General features: G+C 39.4%; 19 protein-coding genes. 17 read left to right on the forward strand and 2 right to left on the reverse strand.

Annotated elements, in window-relative coordinates:
- The first annotated feature begins 2 nt into the window (after window positions 1-2).
- Window positions 3-1,700: a DNA repair protein RecN gene (gene recN / locus EKM69_RS06265; protein WP_125709253.1), complete on the forward strand. Its 1,698-nt coding sequence runs from the start codon at window positions 3-5 to the stop codon at window positions 1,698-1,700.
- Here recN and EKM69_RS06270 read toward each other — a convergent pair.
- Window positions 1,692-2,024: a hypothetical protein gene (locus EKM69_RS06270; protein ID WP_125709255.1), complete on the reverse strand. Its 333-nt coding sequence runs from the start codon at window positions 2,022-2,024 to the stop codon at window positions 1,692-1,694. The two genes, recN and EKM69_RS06270, sit on opposite strands and share 9 nt — an antisense overlap.
- Window positions 2,025-2,201: 177 nt before the next feature.
- On the opposite strand from EKM69_RS06270, the gene gmk reads away from it, so the two are divergent.
- From gmk to EKM69_RS06320, 10 genes are all read left to right on the forward strand, one after another.
- Window positions 2,202-2,816 (forward strand): guanylate kinase, encoded by a 615-nt coding sequence (gene gmk, locus EKM69_RS06275; protein ID WP_125709257.1) that lies wholly within the window; start codon window positions 2,202-2,204, stop codon window positions 2,814-2,816.
- 1 nt (window position 2,817) lies between these two features.
- Window positions 2,818-3,072, forward strand: a complete 255-nt coding sequence (rpoZ, locus tag EKM69_RS06280) for a DNA-directed RNA polymerase subunit omega (protein ID WP_125709259.1) — start codon at window positions 2,818-2,820, stop codon at window positions 3,070-3,072.
- Window positions 3,073-3,677: 605 nt separating this feature from the next.
- Window positions 3,678-6,092, forward strand: a complete 2,415-nt coding sequence (gene priA / locus EKM69_RS06285) for a primosomal protein N' (RefSeq protein WP_125709261.1) — start codon at window positions 3,678-3,680, stop codon at window positions 6,090-6,092.
- A 13-nt stretch (window positions 6,093-6,105) separates the two neighbouring features.
- Entirely contained in the window at window positions 6,106-7,059 is a 954-nt protein-coding gene (gene fmt / locus EKM69_RS06290; protein WP_125709264.1) for a methionyl-tRNA formyltransferase, read from the forward strand.
- A complete protein-coding gene (gene rsmB, locus EKM69_RS06295; protein WP_125709266.1) occupies window positions 7,052-8,374 on the forward strand; it encodes a 16S rRNA (cytosine(967)-C(5))-methyltransferase RsmB in 1,323 nt (440 codons plus the stop codon). Before fmt ends, rsmB begins: the two co-directional genes overlap by 8 nt.
- Window positions 8,375-8,393: 19 nt before the next feature.
- Window positions 8,394-9,137 carry a Stp1/IreP family PP2C-type Ser/Thr phosphatase gene (locus EKM69_RS06300; protein WP_125709268.1) on the forward strand — a complete coding sequence of 248 codons (744 nt, stop codon included), beginning with the start codon at window positions 8,394-8,396 and terminating at the stop codon, window positions 9,135-9,137.
- Complete coding sequence (pknB, locus tag EKM69_RS06305; protein ID WP_125709270.1) at window positions 9,138-11,090, forward strand: Stk1 family PASTA domain-containing Ser/Thr kinase; 1,953 nt, start codon at window positions 9,138-9,140, stop codon at window positions 11,088-11,090.
- 8 nt (window positions 11,091-11,098) lie between these two features.
- Complete coding sequence (rsgA, locus tag EKM69_RS06310) at window positions 11,099-11,986, forward strand: ribosome small subunit-dependent GTPase A (RefSeq protein ID WP_125709298.1); 888 nt, start codon at window positions 11,099-11,101, stop codon at window positions 11,984-11,986.
- A 13-nt stretch (window positions 11,987-11,999) separates the two neighbouring features.
- On the forward strand, window positions 12,000-12,671 hold the full coding sequence (rpe, locus tag EKM69_RS06315) for a ribulose-phosphate 3-epimerase (RefSeq protein ID WP_125709272.1): 672 nt from the start codon (window positions 12,000-12,002) through the stop codon (window positions 12,669-12,671).
- A 2-nt stretch (window positions 12,672-12,673) separates the two neighbouring features.
- Window positions 12,674-13,339 (forward strand): thiamine diphosphokinase, encoded by a 666-nt coding sequence (locus tag EKM69_RS06320; protein ID WP_125709274.1) that lies wholly within the window; start codon window positions 12,674-12,676, stop codon window positions 13,337-13,339.
- Between the two features lie 247 nt (window positions 13,340-13,586).
- Here the strand turns inward: EKM69_RS06320 and rpmB are convergent, their stop codons facing one another.
- Window positions 13,587-13,772 (reverse strand): 50S ribosomal protein L28, encoded by a 186-nt coding sequence (gene rpmB, locus EKM69_RS06325; RefSeq protein ID WP_048703405.1) that lies wholly within the window; start codon window positions 13,770-13,772, stop codon window positions 13,587-13,589.
- A 178-nt stretch (window positions 13,773-13,950) separates the two neighbouring features.
- Here rpmB and EKM69_RS06330 point away from each other — a divergent pair, with 178 nt between their 5' ends.
- The 6 genes from EKM69_RS06330 to rnc all read left to right on the forward strand — a co-directional run bounded on the left by EKM69_RS06330 (window position 13,951) and on the right by rnc (window position 20,200).
- The gene (locus EKM69_RS06330) at window positions 13,951-14,319 is read left to right on the forward strand and encodes an Asp23/Gls24 family envelope stress response protein (RefSeq protein WP_125709276.1); all 369 of its coding nucleotides are present in this window, start codon (window positions 13,951-13,953) and stop codon (window positions 14,317-14,319) included.
- A 23-nt stretch (window positions 14,320-14,342) separates the two neighbouring features.
- Window positions 14,343-16,025, forward strand: a complete 1,683-nt coding sequence (locus tag EKM69_RS06335) for a DAK2 domain-containing protein (protein ID WP_125709278.1) — start codon at window positions 14,343-14,345, stop codon at window positions 16,023-16,025.
- A gap of 82 nt (window positions 16,026-16,107) precedes the next feature.
- On the forward strand, window positions 16,108-18,147 hold the full coding sequence (recG, locus tag EKM69_RS06340; protein WP_125709280.1) for an ATP-dependent DNA helicase RecG: 2,040 nt from the start codon (window positions 16,108-16,110) through the stop codon (window positions 18,145-18,147).
- Between the two features lie 12 nt (window positions 18,148-18,159).
- Window positions 18,160-19,164, forward strand: coding sequence for a phosphate acyltransferase PlsX (gene plsX, locus EKM69_RS06345; RefSeq protein ID WP_125709282.1), 1,005 nt, complete (start codon window positions 18,160-18,162; stop codon window positions 19,162-19,164).
- A gap of 18 nt (window positions 19,165-19,182) precedes the next feature.
- Window positions 19,183-19,425: an acyl carrier protein gene (acpP, locus tag EKM69_RS06350; protein WP_125709284.1), complete on the forward strand. Its 243-nt coding sequence runs from the start codon at window positions 19,183-19,185 to the stop codon at window positions 19,423-19,425.
- Window positions 19,426-19,510: 85 nt separating this feature from the next.
- The gene (gene rnc, locus EKM69_RS06355) at window positions 19,511-20,200 is read left to right on the forward strand and encodes a ribonuclease III (RefSeq protein ID WP_125709286.1); all 690 of its coding nucleotides are present in this window, start codon (window positions 19,511-19,513) and stop codon (window positions 20,198-20,200) included.
- Window positions 20,201-20,206: the final 6 nt, after the last annotated feature.

Raw genomic sequence — 20,206 nt, forward strand, 5'->3', positions numbered from 1 at the left:
AAATGTTAAAAAAACTGATCATTAATAATTTTGCTATTATCAGTCAATTACAATTAGATTTTAAAAATGGGATGACGGCTTTGACCGGTGAAACAGGTGCCGGTAAGTCGATCATTATTGATGCCTTAGGTTTATTAGTCGGTAGTCGTTCATCGATCGACTTCGTCAGAACGGGTCAAAATAGTTTAACAGTACAGGGATTATTTGAGGTTTCCAAGAATAGCCCTGTTTTTGGCATTCTGGATAATTATGGCATCAAACATGAAGATAATTTATTGATCATCAAACGAGAGATCAATCGAAAAGGTCGCAATGTCTGTCGATTAAACAATGAGCTAGTTAAAACCAACATCTTGAAAGAAGTCGGCAAATATTTAGTGGAGATCCACGGCCAAAACCAATCGCAAGAATTACTTGATGAAGATAATCACATCGATATTCTTGATCGATATGCTGAGGATGACTTTGCTAGTAAAATTGAGAAATACCAAAGCCAATTTCAAGACTTTCAAGCCAAAAAGAGTCGCTTGCGGGCAATTCAGAAGGATTCACAAAACATTGCTCAACGGATCGACATGTTGAAATTCCAAATTGATGAGATCGACAGTGCTCAGCTTAAAGCTGGTGAAGATGATGCACTAGAAGAAGAGAAGAATCATCTGGAAAATTTCGAGAAGATCAGCTCTTCATTACAAAGTAGTTATGAATTGTTATCAGCCGGTGGTAGTGGTGTCGTGGACTCATTAGGAGAAGTTCGCCAAAAACTGGATGTGATCAGGGAATACGATCCGGCTTATCAAGAATTATATGAATCGATCGACGGGGCTTATTATCAAATTCAAGATGACATGGCAACGATTTCCGACGAGATCGACGGTTTGGACTTTGATGAGTATCGCTTGGACAACATTCAAAAACGCTTGATCGTCTTAGATGGACTCAAGAAGAAATACGGACCTACGTTAGATGAAGTTATCCAATTTGGTAAAGATGCTCACGATGAACTTTCCAAGATCGATCTGGATGATAATTCTGAAGAGAAACTCAAGCAAGAAATCGAAACGCAACAAGCTAGTCTAGTTAAACTAGGCAAGGATATTTCTAAGAGTCGGCACGCAACTGCCAAGTCTTTGACGAAATCGATCAATCAAGAGTTGAAAGACTTGTATATGAAAAATGCTCGTTTCGATGTCGATTTCAGTGTTTTGTCGGCAGACAATATGACGGAAAAGGGTATCGATCAAATACGCTTTACCTTGAAGACCAATGTGGGTGAAGATTACAAACCATTAGTCAAAGTTGCGTCCGGTGGTGAACTATCTCGAGTTATTTTGGCTTTTGAATCGATCATTGCTGAAAAGATGAACGTTGAGACGATTGTTTTTGATGAAATTGATACTGGTGTCAGTGGACGAGTCGCTCAATCGATTGGTGATAAGATTTATCGGGTCGCTCAATCACTCCAAGTTTTGTGCATTACGCATTTGCCACAAGTTGCAGCGATGAGTGATCAACAGTTACAAATACAAAAAAAGACTGCCAATAATAAAACTGAGACAGAAGTTTCATTATTAAACAGTCAAGAACGAATTGAAGCTATTTCATTAATGCTTGCGGGTACTAAAATTACTGACCTCACTCGAGAACATGCTAAAGAGTTACTGGAGTTGGCCCAAGGAGAACAAGAGAAATTAGATTGATCGTGCTAAATTAATGGATTTAAGATCAGTTAATTCAATGATCTTATAAAATCCAGAATTGATCTGCATGATATATTTATTTTGATTGACATCCTTGATTAGCTTGCCTTGAAACTGCTCTTCGTTTAACATAGTTACTACAATTAAATATTTGTTTTGAAGGCTTTGCTTGGCGAATAAGTCGAGTTGATCAATAGGCATTTGTGGTAATTTTGAAGGAATCTCTCCAAAGTTAGTATCGAAAGTTCGATCAATGAAGTCTGCAGTAGTTTGGATAATATCTTTAGTAAATTGATGGTTGTTGAAACGAGATTGAAGTTGCATTTTTATTCCCCCGAACATTTGTTTGTATTTACATTATACGAACAAAGGTTCGCATCAACAAGCTTTCTTTATATTTTCTTAACTATTTTTTTTCGTTATCGCTTCAAACCCTTGAAATGAATGTGATTCTATTGCAAGATAGAAACAATATATATTATTAGATAGTAGGGAAAGTTAATGTCATCTAAAGGAATGTTAATAGTGTTATCTGGTCCATCCGGTGTAGGTAAGGGAACAGTTCGCAAAGCTATGTTAGAAAAATCATCAATCAGATTTGATTACTCAGTCTCCATGACTACTAGAAACATGCGTCCAGGCGAGGAAGACGGAGTAGATTATTATTTCCGAACTAATGAAGAGTTTGAAAATGAAATCAAAAATGGTGGTATGCTAGAGTATGCCAAGTATGTTGATCATTATTACGGCACACCATTGAAATACGTTAATCAAAAGCTTGATGCTGGGATCGACGTTTTGTTGGAGATCGAAGTTAATGGAGCCATGCAAGTACGCGAAAAGATGCCTAACGGCGTATTCATCTTTTTAACACCTCCAGATCTTCCAAGTTTGCGCCAACGTATCACACACCGCGGAACAGATGACCAAAAGACCATCGACAAACGGATGGAACAAGCCAAAAAAGAAATTGCGATGATGTCAAACTATGATTATGCCGTCGTAAATGATAAAATACCTAACGCAGTCAAAAATATCGAAGGTATAATAAGAAGTGAACACTTAAGTGTCCCTCGAGTTATAGATAAATATAGAAAGATAATAGGAGAAGACTAATATGATAAGTTATCCATCAATTGATAAATTATTAGATAGAGTTGATTCAAGATACTCACTCGCTGTTTTAGCAGCTAAGAGGGCTCACGAACTTGAAGCAGGAGACATTGAGTTATTGAACCATTATGAATCACCTAGAACTATTGGTAAGGCTTTCGAAGAAATTGCTGATGGTAAGATCGAAATCGATCCAGATTCAATTCTTCTTGAAAAAGAAGCTGAAAAGATTGAAGAAGAGAAAAAAGACGAGAAATAATTTTTTTGTTCCTTCACAGATTGTCTGTCATGATGATTGTGGGGGATTTTTTTTTATGATTTTGGGGTTTGGTTGGTTTGGTTGTTTTTATGGGAAATTTTTAGTTTTGTTGGCGTGCTTTTTGGTTTTGGTGCCCAGTGTACTTATTTTTAGGCTAAGCTCTTTTAGTTTTTGTACCAAACTTATTTATTTTGAAACCAAACTTTATAGTTTTATTACCAAACTTACTTATTTTGAAACCAAACTTTTTAAGTTTTTAGTACCAAACGTACTTATTCTGATACCAAACTATTAAAGCTTTATTACCAAACGTTGCCCGCTTTATAGCGGAAACGCGTTCCGGGAGATAGCGGCCTCCGGTTAACACAGGTGGTCGAGGCACGGCTTTCGCCGCACCTTGTTCGACCACCCGCGTTAATCCTCAGCAGCTGACCGTGCTCCTCCACGCTCTATTTTTGGAAACGAGCTCCGGGAGATAGCGGCCTCCGGTTAACACAGGTGGTCGAGGCACGGCTTCGCCGCACCTCTGTGCGACCACCCGCGATAATCCTCAGCAGCTGACCATCTCCCTGCGCTCTCTATTTTTTTGGAAAGGACTTATTTCTATGTCAGTAGCTGAAGTTGTTGTTGATGTTCCTACTATGCAGACTAATCGACCTTTTGAGTATTTGATTCCTGATGCTCTTTTGGATGTTGTTGTTCCTGGGGTTCGGGTTGAGGTTGGTTTTGGTCGTGGTAAGCGTAAGATTCAGGGATTTGTTATGAATGTTAAGGATTCTTCTGATTTTACTGGGACTTTGAAGCCGATTATTCGCGTTATCGATGTTAAGCCGGTTTTGTCGGCTGAGATGATCGATTTGTCTTATTGGTTGGCTGATGAGACTTACGCTTTTCAGATTTCTTGCTTGCAGACGATGCTTCCTAATGTGATGCGGGCAAAGTATAAGCAATTTATTCAGGCTGCTAAGGGATTTGAAAATGATCCTGAGGTTCAGTCTATTTTGAATGGTCATTTACTCGTGGAAATGACTAGTGACACGACCGAAGAACGTATCAAAACGATTGCTCGTCTGAAGCGGGAAAACAAAATCGAAATCGAATATGTCGTTGAAAATAAGGCTAATTCATTAACTAGACAAGCCGTAAATACGCAACTTTCAGCTGAGGATATTACTAATAAAAAAGCCGACTTGCGAGCTAATGCGAAAGCCCAGATCAGATTGTATGATTTTTTGGTGGAGCATTGTGCTGATTTACCAATCGAAACTAGTGAGATTGAGAAGAAATTTAATATTACCCGACCAACACTAAAGACGGCTGAGAAGAACGGGATTATTGAATTTGTTGAGATCACCAAGCGCCGTAAGCCGGTAGGGATCAAACCAGATGTCAAAAATATTCCTCAATTAACTGAAGAGCAGAAATCAGCTGTCGATACTATTAATCAGGCTATCGATGAAAAACAGCCACAAACTTTTTTGATCGAAGGGGTTACTGGTAGTGGTAAGACGGAAGTTTATTTGCAAACGATCCAGAAAGCTACCGAACAAAATAAAACTGCCTTGATGTTAGTTCCAGAAATATCTTTGACACCGCAAATGGTCAATCGGGTGATCGGACGCTTCGGTAATCAAGTGGCCGTTTTACATAGTGGTTTGTCCAGCGGTGAAAGATATGACGAATGGACTCGGATCGAAAACGGAGAAGTAAAGGTCGTTGTTGGTGCGAGAAGTGCGGTTTTTGCTCCATTACGTAATATTGGGATTATCATTATAGATGAGGAGCATGAGGCCAGTTATAAACAGGACGATAATCCACGTTATCATGCTCGTGATGTAGCTAAGTGGCGTAGTCAATACCACAACTGTCCACTCGTTTTAGGTAGTGCTACGCCGAGTTTGGAGTCGCGTGCTCGGGCTGAAAAAAGTGTTTATCACTTGATAAAAATGACTAAACGGATCAATGATCATCCGTTGCCACACGTCCAGATCGTTGATATGAGGGATGCAGAGAACTCGGCCGTTAAAGGCGACCTGTCGCCATTATTGCAAGATAATCTTTGGCGAGCTTTAAAACGAAAAGAGCAGGCGATCGTCTTGCTAAATCGCCGTGGCTATTCATCGTTTTTGATGTGTCGTGAATGTGGATTTGTTTTGAAATGTCCTAATTGTGATGTTTCACTCACTTACCACAAGAATATTGGCCGGATGAAATGTCATTATTGTGGACATGAGGAAAATGTTCCCCATACTTGTCCTAATTGCCAAAGTAAGAAAATTGGCTTTTACGGTACTGGTACCGAAAATATTGAGCGTCAATTAAACGAGCAATTTCCTGATGCACGTGTTTTGCGAATGGACGTTGATACGACGCGTAAAAAGGGAGCTCATGCTGCGATCATCGAACAGTTCAGTGATCACCAAGCTGATATTTTATTGGGGACACAAATGATCGCTAAGGGATTGGATTTTCCGGACGTTACTTTAGTCGGGGTCATTAATGCCGACACTACATTAAGTATTTCCGATTATCGCGCTAGTGAGCGGACTTTCCAATTGTTGACGCAAGTTTCAGGGCGTGCTGGTCGAGCCGATAAGGAAGGACATGTTATAATTCAGACTTATAACCCCGATCACTATGCTATTCGGGATGCTGCCAAGCAAGATTATGAAACCTTTTTTAAGCAAGAAATGTATTTGCGTCACCAATCAGGCTATACGCCTTATTATTTCACTACTTTGATCAGTGTTTCGCACCAAGATGAAGGACAAGCACTCAAGCAAAGTTATTGGTTGAAAAAACAATTATCATCGGTCTTATCTAACCAAGCTATCTTGCTAGGTCCAAGTCCAACGATGATTTCTCGAAAACAGAACAAATATTTTTATCAAATTATTGTAAAATATAAACGTGAGCCTCAGTTGCATCAGAAATTGCTTCAAATTTTATCTGATACGCAAGCTGAGTCCAGAAATGGTTTTACCATAGCCATTGATAATGAACCACAACACATAGATTAATGGAGGTACTTATATGACGAATGTAATTTTTCTAGGGACACCAGATTTTTCTGCAACTGTATTGAAAGGATTGATCGCGGCTGATTACGATGTAGCTGCCGTTGTGACTCAACCGGATAAACCGGTCGGTCGTAAACAACTACTTCAAGAAAGCCCAGTCAAAGTATTAGCTAGGGAAGAAAATATCGAAGTTTATCAACCAGCTAAACTACCGGGTAGTGATGAGCTAGAAATATTGAAGAAAATTCACCCTGACTTCATTATTACTGCAGCCTACGGTCAATTTTTACCTACGTCATTTTTAAATACAGCAAAAATCGCAGCAATCAATGTCCACGGATCATTACTTCCGAAGTACCGTGGTGGTGCACCAATTCAATGGTCACTAATGAATGGTGATAAAGAAACTGGAACCTCGATCATGTACATGGTCAAAGCTATGGATGCTGGGGATGTTATTAGTCAAGCCAAGATTCCGATCGAACCTGAAGACGATAACGGAACCTTGTTTGAAAAATTAGCCATTGTTGGTCGTGACTTGTTGCTAGAAACGATCCCAGATATTATTTCTAAAGATATCAATCCAGTGGTGCAAGACGAATCTAAGGTAGTCTTTTCACCTAACATATCTAAAGAACAAGAGCACCTGGACTTCAATCAATCCGCAGAGCAATTGTTCAACCACATCAGAGGATTAAGTCCTAAGCCAGGTGCTTGGGTCAATATTGATGGTAAAAGGACGAAACTTTACAAGTCTGAAGTAGTTGAATTAACTGGTGAAAATGAGCCCGGAGAAGTAGTCGAACGAGATCATAAACAATTAGTCATCGCTGCAGGAGATGGCAACGGATTATCGATCAAGGTTATCCAACCCGCCGGTAAAAAGATGATGGATATCGCCAACTATTTGAATGGTGTTGGCAAAAATATAAAAGAAGGGCAAGTAGTGGTCGACGTTAATGAATAATTCCCGTGCACTAGCCGTAGAAGTTTTACTAAAAGTTTTAAGAAATAAAGCTTATTCAAACATTGAGATAAACAATGTTTTGAAAAGTAGCGACTTATCCGATGCAGATTCCAGATTGATGACCAACATCGTTTACGGAGTTTTGCAACATAAGTACGTTTTGGAGTATCAATTAAAGCCATACATTCAAGATAAAAAAGTCGAACAGTGGGTCATGATCGTATTGATGACTGCTGTTTATCAAATGCAATATTTGGATAAAGTGCCAGAACATGCGATTTTTAACGAATCAGTTGAAATTGCCAAAGCTAACGGTAATAAAGGTGTTGGTAATTTTGTGACTGCTGTTCTGAGAAATTATCAACGTCATGGCTTCCAAGAATTACCAAAGGGTAAGTCATCATATGCTCTTAGTTTGCGCTACAGTACTCCTGTTTGGCTCGTCGACCTTTTGATGAAGCAACAAGGAACTAACAAAGCTATCAGTGTCTTAGAATCGATCAATCAAGCGTCTGATATTTCGATCCGAGTCAATACTAATAAGACCACAGTTGATGACGTAATCGACAAACTGGGTAAACAAGGCTTTGAAATGAAAAAAAGCCCAATTTCTTCAGTTGGCTTGACCTGCGCACACGGAAATTTAGTCAATACAGAAGAATTTCAAGAAGGGCTCTTCACGATCCAAGATGAAAGCTCAATGACAGTCGCACCAGCACTAGGGGTAGAGCCTAACGATCAAGTCTTAGATAGTTGTGCTGCTCCAGGTGGTAAAACGACTCATTTAGCTAGCTATATCGATGGCGGATCAGTTATGGCTTTAGATATTCATAAACCAAAAACTAAATTGATCAAAGAAAATAGTCAACGTCTAGGTTATCAAGATATAATTAAAACTAAGGCGTTGGATGCTAGAAAAGCTAAAGATAGCTTTGAACCAGAAACGTTTGACAAAATCTTAGTCGATGCCCCTTGTTCAGGATTAGGATTGATCCGTCGTAAACCAGAATTAAGATACTTCCGTAAACCAGAAGATCTGCTCGATCTTCAACGGATCCAATTACAAATTTTGAACAGCTTAACTGGATTGCTCAAGGTCAATGGTACGATGGTCTTCAGTACTTGTACGTTTGATGCTGAAGAGAACGAAGACGTTGTCATGAAGTTTTTAGCTGACAACGACAACTTTGAAGTAGTACCAGTCAAACACGAGTCATCATTGGACAAGAACGTCCACGATGGCGTATTAAAATTATTACCAGATGATTATTTCACTGACGGCTTTTTTGTAGCCGCTTTAAGACGAAAAAAATAATGAGGTAAGGTCAATTTTTATGGATTATGCATTACTGACAGATGTCGGAAAGCTTCGCGAGAATAATCAAGACTACGTTAATGTATTTAAAAATCAAAAAGGGATCATCTTTGGAATAGTTGCTGACGGAATGGGTGGCCATCGTGGAGGCGATGTCGCTTCAGACATGGCTGTTTCTCATTTAGGACATACTTTCGAAGAAACTAATATTTCTGATGTTGAAGATCTGCGCGAATGGATCATCAAAGAGATCAGTAAGGAAAATGACCGGATCATTTCGGTTTCCAACCAGTTCGACGACTTGAACGGAATGGGGACAACGATGGTCGGAGTTTTCTTCACATCCGATAAAATGATGGTCGTTAATGTAGGTGATTCACGTTGTTACATTTTCCATCAAGGGAAGTTGGAACAGCTAAGTGTCGACCATTCACTAGTACATGAATTAGTGGAAACCGGCCAAATCAGTCCCGAAGAAGCTGAAAATCATCCGCAAAAAAATATAATTACCCAAACATTAGGTGTATCGCAAACAGTCCAGCCACGGATCAAGAATTTTGATCTCATCGATGGCGCAATTATTTTGTTGTGTTCTGATGGTTTGACTAACATGGTCTCAGATGCCGAAATTGCTGACGTCTTAGGTCGTGATATTAGTTTGGACGAGAAATGCCATATTTTGATCGACAAAGCTAACGAAGGTGGCGGTCGTGATAATATTACCGCCTTACTTTTTGCCTCGGAAACAGGGGGTAATAAGTAGATGGATAAAGGTTACCTAGTTGGCAATCGTTACGAGATCATCCGCACTTTGGGTGAGGGTGGTATGGCTAATGTTTATTTAGCTAACGATGTCCAAACAAACAAAAAGGTAGCCGTCAAAGCTTTACGTTACGATCTACAAGATGATGAATCTGTTAAAAGGAGATTTGAGCGTGAGGCCAAGGCTACTGGAACATTATCACATCCAAATATAGTTAGTGTCTTAGACGTTTGTAATGATAATGGGAATCAATACATTATTATCGAATATGTACATGGTCCTAACCTGAAAAAATACATTCGCGATAACTTTCCGATCCCTTATCATGAAGTAGTTTCGATCATGGAACAAATCACGTCCGCTGTAGCAGTCGCACACGCGCACGGGATTATCCATCGTGATCTAAAACCGGAAAATATCTTAGTTGATGACTCCAAAGATCCGATACAAGTCAAAGTTTCTGACTTTGGTATCGCTTTAGCGTTGAGCGATCGTTCGATCACGCGGACTAATTCTTTACTAGGCTCAGTCCACTACATGTCGCCAGAACAAATCAGAGGTGGATCTGCCACTGAATTGTCTGATATTTACGCTTTGGGGATAATTTTGTTCGAATTACTAGCAAAGACTGTCCCATTCAAAGGTGACACGGCTGTTGCGGTGGCTTTAAAACATTCAAAAGAAGATATGCCGGATCTGAAAAACATTGATCCTGACATTCCACAAGCGTTAGTTAATTGTGTTTTGAAAGCTACAGCAAAGGATCCCAAACAACGTTATCAATCAGTTAATGAAATGCACGATGATCTAGCAACTAGTTTGTATCCAGATCGGGCAAATGAGAAGAAATTCGTGCCGATGAATCCGATGGAAGCTAACTCGATCGGTGAAACACGGATCATGCCACCACTACATGCAGAGCCACCGAAGAAAGAAGAAGAGCACGAAGAAAAAAGCCACAAGAAGCGAAACATTTGGATCGCTAGCATTGTCGCTTTAGTAGTTTTATTAGGAGTCGCCTTTTTAGCGATTAGGAATAATCAAGAAACTACGGTACCTGATCTTAGTAACTTGACACTTAAACAAGCAAAAGTAATGCTTCGTGGCTCTAATCTGCAAGTCGGAACGGTCAGTCAAGAAAACGATGATGATGTGGAAGCTGGCCACGTTATCAAGTCAGTTCCCAACAAGGGATTGAAACTGAAAAATAATGCTAGTGTCAACTTAGTCATTAGTTTAGGTGCGACCTACTACAACATGCCAAATCTAGTAGGAAAGCAGTATGAAGACGTTTCGGACAACCTAAATAAACGTGGCTTTGAAGTTAAATTGAAGTATTTAGCTAACAACAATTACAGTTCTGGCACGATTTTGAGACAAAGTATCGAATCTGGTAAAAAAGTCATAGCTAAGAATAAAACACTGACCTTAACTTTGGCTAAACCACAAGCTGCGAAGAAAAAAGTTACACGAGTACGTGACTTGACGGGTTACAATCTCAAGAGTATTCAAGATTATGCTAAAGAGATCAATGTGACTCTCGATGTTTCTTATGCTTATTCTGATAACATTGCTGAAGGACTATTGATCGAACAAAATCCTGAGGCTGACAGCGTGATCAGCTCTGGAGCAACTTTATCTGTCACAATGTCTAAAGGACCAGATCCTTCAAAAGAAACTGATTCTAACGAAAAAGAAAATAATTCTAACAATACCAAGACCGTAACCAGAAACATTACGATCCCGTATAGCAATGATGGAACTGGAGCTGCTAACAAGGTTACGATTTACTTAGGCGATGCTTCACACAACATTTCAAATCCATATCGGACGATGAACATCACTGCAGATACGCCAGTAGTACTAAGCTTCAACTTAAAAGATGGACAAACAGGGAACTACACAGTCGAGATCAATAATGCAACGATCTTAAGTGGTTCAGTAAGCGGGTAATTCCTATGATTAGAGAAGGAAGAATTATTAAATCGATCAGTGGTTTTTACGATGTGATCGATTCAAAAAGCGACAAACTAGTTCGGACCAGAGCTAGAGGGAACTTTCGAAAACGTGGTATCAAGCCGATCGTAGGGGACATAGTCTCCTATGAGGACGGTGGAGATCTCGGATACATTATGGAATTACTTCCACGAACGAATAGCTTAGTTCGGCCGCCAATAGCTAATGTTGATCAGGCTATCGTGGTAACTTCAGCCGTGGAGCCTAATTTTTCCAGCAATTTGTTAGACAAGATCCTCGTTAACATCGAGCATAATGATATTCAGCCGTTGATCTATTTGACCAAAACTGATCTGATCGATCAAGCTCAATACGAGCAACTTAAACAGACTTTAGCTGGATATGAAATTGCCGATTACAAGATTTTCGATGACAAAGATAGCTATAATCAGCAACAAATTGAAAAACTTGAAAGTAATTTCCAAGACAAAGTCACGGTTTTCACGGGTCAGTCTGGTGCTGGGAAATCAACATTGTTGAATCACATCAATCCAGAATTAAACATTGCTACGGCGGAGATTTCGCAAACTTTGAACCGTGGTAAGCATACAACTAGGCAAGTATCTCTATTTGAGATCTCAGGCGGTCTAGTTGCTGATACTCCAGGATTTTCATCCTTAGAGTTGATCAATATCGACAAAGAAGAACTTTCTAATTTATTCCCTGAATTCGTTAAATTCAGCCATGAATGTCAATTTAGAGGCTGCAATCACGCTAACGAACCAGGCTGCAAAATAAAAGAATTAGTAAATTCTGGTAAAATAATGAAAAGTAGATATGAAAATTATTTATACTTTTTAAATGAAATAAATTCTTACAAGAAAAGATATTAAAGGGGTTAGCTTTATGACAAAAATGATCGCACCATCAATCTTAGCAGCAGATATCATGAATCTAGAAAGAGACGTTAAGATGGCCGAAAAAGCCGGCGCAGACCTTTTCCACATCGACATCATGGACGGACACTTCGTACCAAACATGTCCTTTAGTCCCAGCGTTGTGGCAGGAATGAAACGTGTTACGGACAAACCATTAGACGTTCATATGATGTTGGACAATCCAGATGAATACATCAAACCAGTGGTTGAAGCTGGAGCAGATACTGTTTTGATCCATGCCGAGAGCACACCACATATTTACCGTTCAATCGAATTGATCAAGAGCTTGGGCGCAAAAGCCGGAGTAGTACTGAACCCAGGAACATCTGTTGAAGCAGTTAAAAACTTGTTCCCAATCATTGATCAAATCTTAGTAATGACTGTAAATCCAGGTTTTGGTGGCCAAAAATTCATCCCAGGCATGATCAAAAAGATCCAAAGATTAGACCAACTACGTCAAACAACTAGTGATGATAACTTCTTGATCGAAGTAGACGGTGGGATCAACGATTCAACTATCAAACTTTGTTCAGAAGCTGGAACAGACATCTTCGTAGCAGGATCATACTTATTCAATGGTGGCACAGAAGCAGATTTTGCCAACAAAGTTCAATTATTAAAAGACTCAGCGGCAGAATAATCATGAAACGAGTAAATATTCTCTTAGGTGGTCCAAAAAGCGAGTATCCGGAAGAATTACTGACTGACCCAGCAAACATACCTGGACCATGGGTAGGAGCTGACAGAGGAAATGTATACCTAATCTCGCATGGAGTAACGCCCAAAATGGCAATCGGAGACTTTGATTCCAGCAACAGCACGGAACAAGCAGAAATCAAGGCCAATATCCACGACTTCAAAAAGTATCCACCAGAAAAAGACGATACTGATGCTCAACTAACGATTCTAGCTGCTCACGAGAAGTTTCCAGCAGAAGAATACTACATCTACGGAGCGACAGGTGGCAGAATAGATCATTTCTTAGCCAATCTCTACTTACCGTTTGACCCCAGATTTGCCGAATTTTACGATAAAATGTATTACAAATCAGCAACCAACACTATAAAATTTTACAAACCAGGTCATTACACAATAAGCCATGAGCAAGGTATGAAATACGTAGCCTTCGTCCACCTAGGGCCAGTGAAAAATCTCAACATAATCGACGCCAAATATACTCTAACTAACTACACAGCAGACCACGCAGTCAGTTGGGCCAGCAATGAATTCGTAAAACCTACGATCGACTTCAACTTCGAAAGTGGAGTAGTAGTTGTAATTCAAAGCAAAGATAAGTCAAAAGTTTAGATTAAAAAGTAAAACAACATCCGATCCTAAAAAAATGGGAAGGGATGTTGTTTTTTTGCGCTTTGCACTCAACAGTTTTGATTTGGCAAAATGGAGATCATAAAAATAATTCCAAGCAAACGGGTGGTGAAGAATTCTTGTTAAAAATAAGAAGATCAACCCTTTGAGAACTTTGAATAATCACAAGCCAAACAAAAAAAGACCAGCCGTTATTAATAACAGCTAGTCTCTTTAAGATGATTAAAAATTATACACGAGTAACTTTTCCTGATTTCAAAGCTCTTGCTGAAACCCAAACGCGTTTAGGTTTACCATCAACTAAAATACGAACTTTTTGCAAGTTTGGCTTCCAAGAACGTTTTGATTGATTGAGAGCATGTGAACGTTTGTTACCGAACACAGTCTTACGGCCTGTAATAATATCTTTTGCCATGGGACCCGACCTCCTTTGGCTACATGTTTTCTTTTAAAATATCACCTGACTAATTTACCATAACGGCACAAGCAAATCAATAGGATAATTATTCTTAGTCTTAAATCTTTAATTAAAAATCACGCTATGATAAAATTTTAATGTTTATAGTACATTGGTCCAGATAGGAGGATCTACAATGGCAGTTACAATTAATACAAAACATGGACAGATCGATATTTCAAATAGTACAGTTGCATCGATCGTCGGTGGAGCCGCATCAGATATCTACGGAATTGTTGGTATGGCTAGCAAGAATCAATTACGTGATGGTATGAATACTATCTTGAAGCGTGAAGATTTTTCTCGTGGTGTTGTGATTCATCAAGAGGATAATAAACTTGCGGTTGATGTATATATTATTGTCGGATATGGTATTAAAATATCCGAAGTAGCTAAGAACTTAAAAGAAAAAGTAAAATATAATTTAGAGACAATGCTTGGAACACCAGCTGGCACTGTAAATGTATATGTACAAGGAATTAAAGTCTTAGACGATATCAAATAGTTTTGCTGGTTGGAGGAGAAATTTTGAGTATAGAACGTATTACTAAGAAAGAATTTTCTGATATGGTGCGAATTGCAGCACATCGACTTGAAAAGAATGCAAAATTTGTTAATTCTTTAAATGTCTTTCCCGTTCCTGATGGGGATACCGGAACAAATATGAGTTTAACAGTCCAAAGTGGTTTTAAATCAGTTAATGAATCTGATGCAGACACTGTTGGGGGACTTGGTAAAGCATTAGCTAAAGGTTTATTGATGGGAGCACGTGGTAACTCGGGTGTTATTACATCACAAATTTTTAGAGGATTTGCTAAGAGTATCGAACCCAAAGATGAATTAACAGCCGCTGATTTGGCAAAAGCATTTGATGATGGCGTTAAAACTGCCTATAAAGCAGTTATGAAGCCAGTTGAAGGAACTATTCTTACCGTTGCTAAATATGGTGCCAACGCCGCCGTAGAGGCTACTAAGAGCTCTGATGACGTTGCTGTGATCATGAAGGCAGCAGTGGAAGGCTCTAAAGAAGGTTTAGAGAAAACACCATCACTTTTACCGGTTCTTAAAGAAGTCGGTGTCGTTGACTCTGGTGGTCAAGGTCTAGTTTTCATTTATGAAGGATTTTTAGAAGCTTTGACTGGCGAAAAAGCAGCCGAAGAAGAATACACTCCTGATGAAAAAGAAATGAACGAGATGGTTAATGCTACCCACCATCAATCTGTTCAAGGACAATTTACTAACGAAGACATTCATAATGGTTACTGTACTGAAATGATGGTCGAATTAGGTCAAAATCCCACTTCAGACGAGAAGTTCGACAATGACACTATGAGAAATTACTTGAGTACGATCGGTGACTCTTTGATCGTTGTTTCCGATGACGAAGTAGTTAAAGTGCACGTTCATACTAATTACCCACGTAAAGTTTGGGAAGAAGGACGTAAATTTGGTTCTTTAGTTAAGGTCAAGATCGATAACATGAGGATCCAACACGAAACTATCGTTGATAAAGACCAGCCACAAGTAGCTGTTGCTACAAAACCAGCCGAACCGATCGACTATGCAGTGATCGCTGTTTCATCTGGTGAAGGTCTATCTGAACTTTATAAGAGTTTGGGTGTTACTTCGATCATCAGTGGTGGTCAAACAATGAATCCATCAACAAATGATATCGTTGATGCAATTAATGCGGCTAATGCTAAACGTGCTATCATCTTGCCAAATAACGGTAATATCGTGATGGCAGCTAAACAAGCTGCTGGTTTAGTTGACGTCCCAGTTGCTATCGTTCCATCCAAGACTATCTCTCAAGGGATGACAGCCATGCTTTCATTCAACCCTGAAGCGGATTTAGACGAGAACGAAGAAAACATGGAAGACTCCTTAGATACAGTTAAGAGTGGTCAGATCACTCAAGCTATTCGTGATACAGCTATTGATGGCTTAGAGATCACGAAGGGTCATTACATGGGGATTGTTGACGGCAAGATCGTAGTTGACAATGCCGACATCGTTAAGGCTACTGAAGAAATGCTCGATAAGATGATCGATGAAGATAGTGAAGTCATCACGATCTTAGTTGGTAAAGATGGAAATGAAGACGACGCACAAGCAGTTTCAGACTATTTAGACGATAAATACGAAGATTTGGAAACTGAGATCCACCAAGGTGATCAACCAGTTTATCCATACTTGGTTGCCGTTGAATAAATAATTGCCAAGAGATCCAACTAATTCAGTTCAGGAATTGGTTGGATTTTATTTTTTCATATTAATTTTTGGAGGAGGAGACATGAATTTACAAGAAATACCGGTATCAGAACTTTTAGGTGTTGGTGCTAAGCGACTAACTGCCATCGAATCGTTAGGCATTCATTCTATCTATGACTTGTTATTTTATTTTCCTTTTCGATATGAAGATATGGAAGTTAAGAGCTTGGCAGATGCGGTCGATCAAGAAAAAATTCTGTTGAAGGGCGTTGTAGCCAGTGATCCTGTCGTAGTTCAATTTGGATATCGCAAGAATCGGCTCAACGTTCGGATCTTAGTGGAAAATGAATCGATCATGATCACCTTTTTCAATCAACCTTGGTTAAAGGATAAGTTTGAAACAGGTAATGAAGTAGCAGTTTACGGTAAGTGGAATGAGAGTCGCCGTGGTTTGACGGGGATCAAAGTTTTGGGAAACAGTAATGCTGACGGCTCAATCGATTCAGTTTACTCAGTTAACAAAAATATTCATCAAAAAACCTTGGTAAAATTGATCAAACAAGCTTACGACCAATATCATCAAGAGATCGTCAGTGTGATCCCGGAACGGATCCGCGAGAAATTCAAACTACTCGATGATGAACAAATCGTCTCCGGGATGCACTTTCCAAAATCTGAGGAGCAAGGCGAACTGGCCAGACGTTCAGCAAAATTTCGTGAATTTTTCTTGTTTGAATGTGGCATCCAAAGTGTCAAAGCGAAAGATCGAGACACAGCCGATGGTCTGGTTGAACCTTATGACAAGGAGTTCGTTCAAAGCTTTTTAAATGATCTGCCGTTTGAATTGACCAAGGCACAAGACCGTGTCGTTCAAGAAATTTTGAGTGATATGAACTCAAAACATCATATGAACCGCTTACTGCAAGGTGATGTAGGATCAGGTAAAACGATCGTAGCTGTGATTGCTATGCTAGCTTCAGTGACTGCGGGATTTCAAGCAGCTATCATGGCTCCCACGGAAATCTTAGCTCAACAGCATTTTGACAAGATCAGTGATCTGTTGACACCATTGAAACTTAAGGTGGGGCTTCTGACTGGCTCACAAACTAAAAAAGAACACGATACGATTGCTGAAAATGTCAAACAAGGACAGATCAACATCGTAGTCGGTACGCACGCCTTGATCCAGGACAGCGTCCATTATAAAAATCTTGGTTTGATCGTTATCGATGAACAGCATCGTTTTGGCGTCAATCAGCGTAAAGCCTTGAGACAAAAAGGGAATAATCCCGATGTTTTGGCCATGACTGCGACTCCGATCCCAAGGACTTTAGCTATTACCACGTATGGTGATATGGATGTTTCTCGGATAGATGAATTACCAGCAGGTCGCAAGTCGATCGAAACTTATTGGATCAGAAGCCAAAAGATCGACCAAATGTATCACTTCGTCCAAAAGGAGCTACAAGAGTCGGCCCAAGTGTATGTGGTGACGCCATTGATCTCAGAATCTGAGAAGATCGATCTGAAAAATGCCGAACTGATTTTTGACAAATTTAATGAATTGTTTGCCCCCAAATATAAGATTGGTTTACTGCACGGGCAAATGCCTAACGATGAAAAAGAAGCTGTCATGGATGAATTCAGTCATCAAAAAATCGACGTTTTAGTTTCCACGACTGTTATTGAAGTTGGTGTCGATGTACCAAATGCGACTGTCATGGTAATTTATGATGCCAATCGTTTCGGTCTCTCACAGCTTCACCAGTTGCGTGGTCGTGTCGGACGTGGAGACAAGCAGTCGTACTGTATCTTGATTGCTGATCCTAAAAATGAAGTCGCATTGGAACGGATGAAAATCTTAACTTCGACTAATGACGGTTTTGTTTTAGCAGAAGAAGATTTGAAGATGCGTGGTTCCGGAGATATTTTAGGAAGCAAGCAGTCAGGATTGCCTGATTTTAAAGTCGGGGATCCAATTAATGATTTCAACATTTTGGAAACGGCTCAACAAGAAGCTGAACTTTTATTTAAGGACAAAAATGCCATAGATAAACCGGAAAACAAAGTGTTAAAATTATTCTTGAGTGTTGAATTTGAACAACTAAATAACTTTGATTAGCGAGGAAAGATAATGAAGATAGCTGTTGACGCAATGGGTGGAGATAATGCCCCCCAGGTTGTTGTTGAAGGTATTGAAAAAGCTAGGGACGAATGGTCAGATCTCGAATTTGTCTTATATGGCGATGAAACAAAAATCAAGAAATACTTACAAAGCGAAAAGAATATTACAATCGTACCAACGGATGAAGAAATATTAGGAACGGATGAACCAGTCAAGGCGATTCGTTCAAAGAAAAATTCTTCGATGGTCAGAGCTGCCAAATCTGTTAAAGACGGCGAAAATGATGCCATGTTCTCATTAGGTAATACTGGTGCTTTATTGGCTGCGGGAATTTTCATCATTGGTCGGATCAAACAAGTTGAACGACCAGCTTTGATGCCAACTTTGCCTGTAACTAACTCACCACTAGGCGTTAACATGCTTGACGTGGGTGCTAATGCAGAAGCCAAAGCAACTTATTTGCAACAATGGGCCGTTATGGGTTCCATTTATGCTCGAGACGTTAAGAACATCAAAGAGCCTCGGATCGGACTTTTGAACAACGGTTCAGAAGCTGATAAGGGTGATACCTTGCATAAGGAAACTTACGAATTACTCCAAAATACCGATGAGATCAATTTCATTGGTAATGTCGAATCAAATGATATTTTAGCTGGGGTTGCTGATGTTATCGTAACCGATGGTTTCACTGGTAATGCTGCTTTGAAAGCAACTGAGGGAACAGCGACAATTCTTTTGAAACAATTGAAAAAAGCCTTAATGAACAATGGTCTTTATACAAAGATCGGTGCAGCTATCGTAGCGCCATCATTACGTGGTATTCGTGACATGTTTGATACTTCTCATGCTGGTGGTGCTGTCTTACTAGGGCTCAAGTCCCCAGTAGTTAAAGCACACGGTGCAGCCGATGTTGATACAATAGTCTATACAGTTAAACAAATTTATGATATGTTGCTAAATGACACAATCAACAAATCAAATACTTATTTCGAAAAAATGCAAAATAATAAGTAAATTACGAGGAGAACTTACATGAACGAACAAGAAATTTTTGACAAGATCACAGGCCTTTTAGCTGACAAATTCGAGGTTGACAAGGGTAGCATTACTAAAGAAACTTCCTTTACTAAAGATCTTGATGCTGATTCGATCGATTTAGTTGAATTCGTTTTGGAACTTGAAGAAGAATTTGGCTCAGAAATCCCAGATGAAGATGCAGAGAAGATCACAACAGTCGGTGAAGCTGTTTCATACATCTTAAGTAAACAAAAATAAGGCCATTGGTCTTATTTTTTTTGTGGAATGAATTATTTAGACGTAAAATTTAGTATAATTAGAAGTATTTGAAGGGAGTCGAATAATGTTAGATCCTAAATTTTTTGAATTTATTAAAGAAGAGTTTGGTATTACGTTCAACGACAAGAAGTTAGTTGAAAGAGCTATGACCCATTCTTCATACGACAATGAACATCGAGACCTTAACATTGGCGACTACGAACGCTTAGAGTTTTTAGGGGATGCAGTTTTGGAGATCAATATTTCTGAATACTTGTTCACTCATTTTCCCGAATTGCCTGAAGGCAAATTGACACGTCTGCGCTCAGATATCGTCAGAACTGACAGTTTTGCTAGATTTGCAAAACAAGTCCAGATCGACAAATATTTACAAATCGGTCGTGGGGAAGAAAAGCAAGGTGCTAGACAGCGTCATACTTTGCTAGAAGATATTTTTGAAGCCTTCAACGGTGCTTTGTATCTTGACCAAGGAAATGAAGTCGTTGAACAATTTTTAACACAAGTAGTATATCCACACATTGCTTCAGGAGAATTTTCAGAAGATACTGATTTCAAGACGCATCTTCAAGAGAAACTCCAACAAGCTGGAGAAGTGGATATCAATTATCGGGTGATAGATGAAGAAGGACCCGATCACGATAAGCAGTTTGAGATCGAATTAGTTGTAAACAACAAAGTATTATCCAAAGGATACGGTTACAGCAAAAAACACGCGGAACAAATGGCTGCAAAACGTGCATTAGAAGAATTATAGGAGCTT

The sequence above is a fragment of the Companilactobacillus zhongbaensis genome (assembly GCF_003946515.1).
Taxonomy (GTDB): Bacteria; Bacillota; Bacilli; order Lactobacillales; family Lactobacillaceae; genus Companilactobacillus; species Companilactobacillus zhongbaensis.

What these genes read in the sequence shown, in the direction of transcription:
- pknB (WP_125709270.1), top strand. Translation starts at nt 9,138, where the DNA reads ATGGATAAAGGTTACCTAGTTGGCAATCGTTACGAGATCATCCGCACT.
- priA (WP_125709261.1), top strand. Translation starts at nt 3,678, where the DNA reads ATGTCAGTAGCTGAAGTTGTTGTTGATGTTCCTACTATGCAGACTAAT.
- rsmB (WP_125709266.1), top strand. Translation starts at nt 7,052, where the DNA reads ATGAATAATTCCCGTGCACTAGCCGTAGAAGTTTTACTAAAAGTTTTA.
- EKM69_RS06270 (WP_125709255.1), bottom strand. Translation starts at nt 2,024, where the DNA reads ATGCAACTTCAATCTCGTTTCAACAACCATCAATTTACTAAAGATATT.
- EKM69_RS06330 (WP_125709276.1), top strand. Translation starts at nt 13,951, where the DNA reads ATGGCAGTTACAATTAATACAAAACATGGACAGATCGATATTTCAAAT.
- EKM69_RS06300 (WP_125709268.1), top strand. Translation starts at nt 8,394, where the DNA reads ATGGATTATGCATTACTGACAGATGTCGGAAAGCTTCGCGAGAATAAT.
- gmk (WP_125709257.1), top strand. Translation starts at nt 2,202, where the DNA reads ATGTCATCTAAAGGAATGTTAATAGTGTTATCTGGTCCATCCGGTGTA.
- rpoZ (WP_125709259.1), top strand. Translation starts at nt 2,818, where the DNA reads ATGATAAGTTATCCATCAATTGATAAATTATTAGATAGAGTTGATTCA.
- acpP (WP_125709284.1), top strand. Translation starts at nt 19,183, where the DNA reads ATGAACGAACAAGAAATTTTTGACAAGATCACAGGCCTTTTAGCTGAC.
- plsX (WP_125709282.1), top strand. Translation starts at nt 18,160, where the DNA reads ATGAAGATAGCTGTTGACGCAATGGGTGGAGATAATGCCCCCCAGGTT.
- recG (WP_125709280.1), top strand. Translation starts at nt 16,108, where the DNA reads ATGAATTTACAAGAAATACCGGTATCAGAACTTTTAGGTGTTGGTGCT.
- rnc (WP_125709286.1), top strand. Translation starts at nt 19,511, where the DNA reads ATGTTAGATCCTAAATTTTTTGAATTTATTAAAGAAGAGTTTGGTATT.
- fmt (WP_125709264.1), top strand. Translation starts at nt 6,106, where the DNA reads ATGACGAATGTAATTTTTCTAGGGACACCAGATTTTTCTGCAACTGTA.
- rpmB (WP_048703405.1), bottom strand. Translation starts at nt 13,772, where the DNA reads ATGGCAAAAGATATTATTACAGGCCGTAAGACTGTGTTCGGTAACAAA.
- rpe (WP_125709272.1), top strand. Translation starts at nt 12,000, where the DNA reads ATGACAAAAATGATCGCACCATCAATCTTAGCAGCAGATATCATGAAT.
- recN (WP_125709253.1), top strand. Translation starts at nt 3, where the DNA reads ATGTTAAAAAAACTGATCATTAATAATTTTGCTATTATCAGTCAATTA.
- EKM69_RS06320 (WP_125709274.1), top strand. Translation starts at nt 12,674, where the DNA reads ATGAAACGAGTAAATATTCTCTTAGGTGGTCCAAAAAGCGAGTATCCG.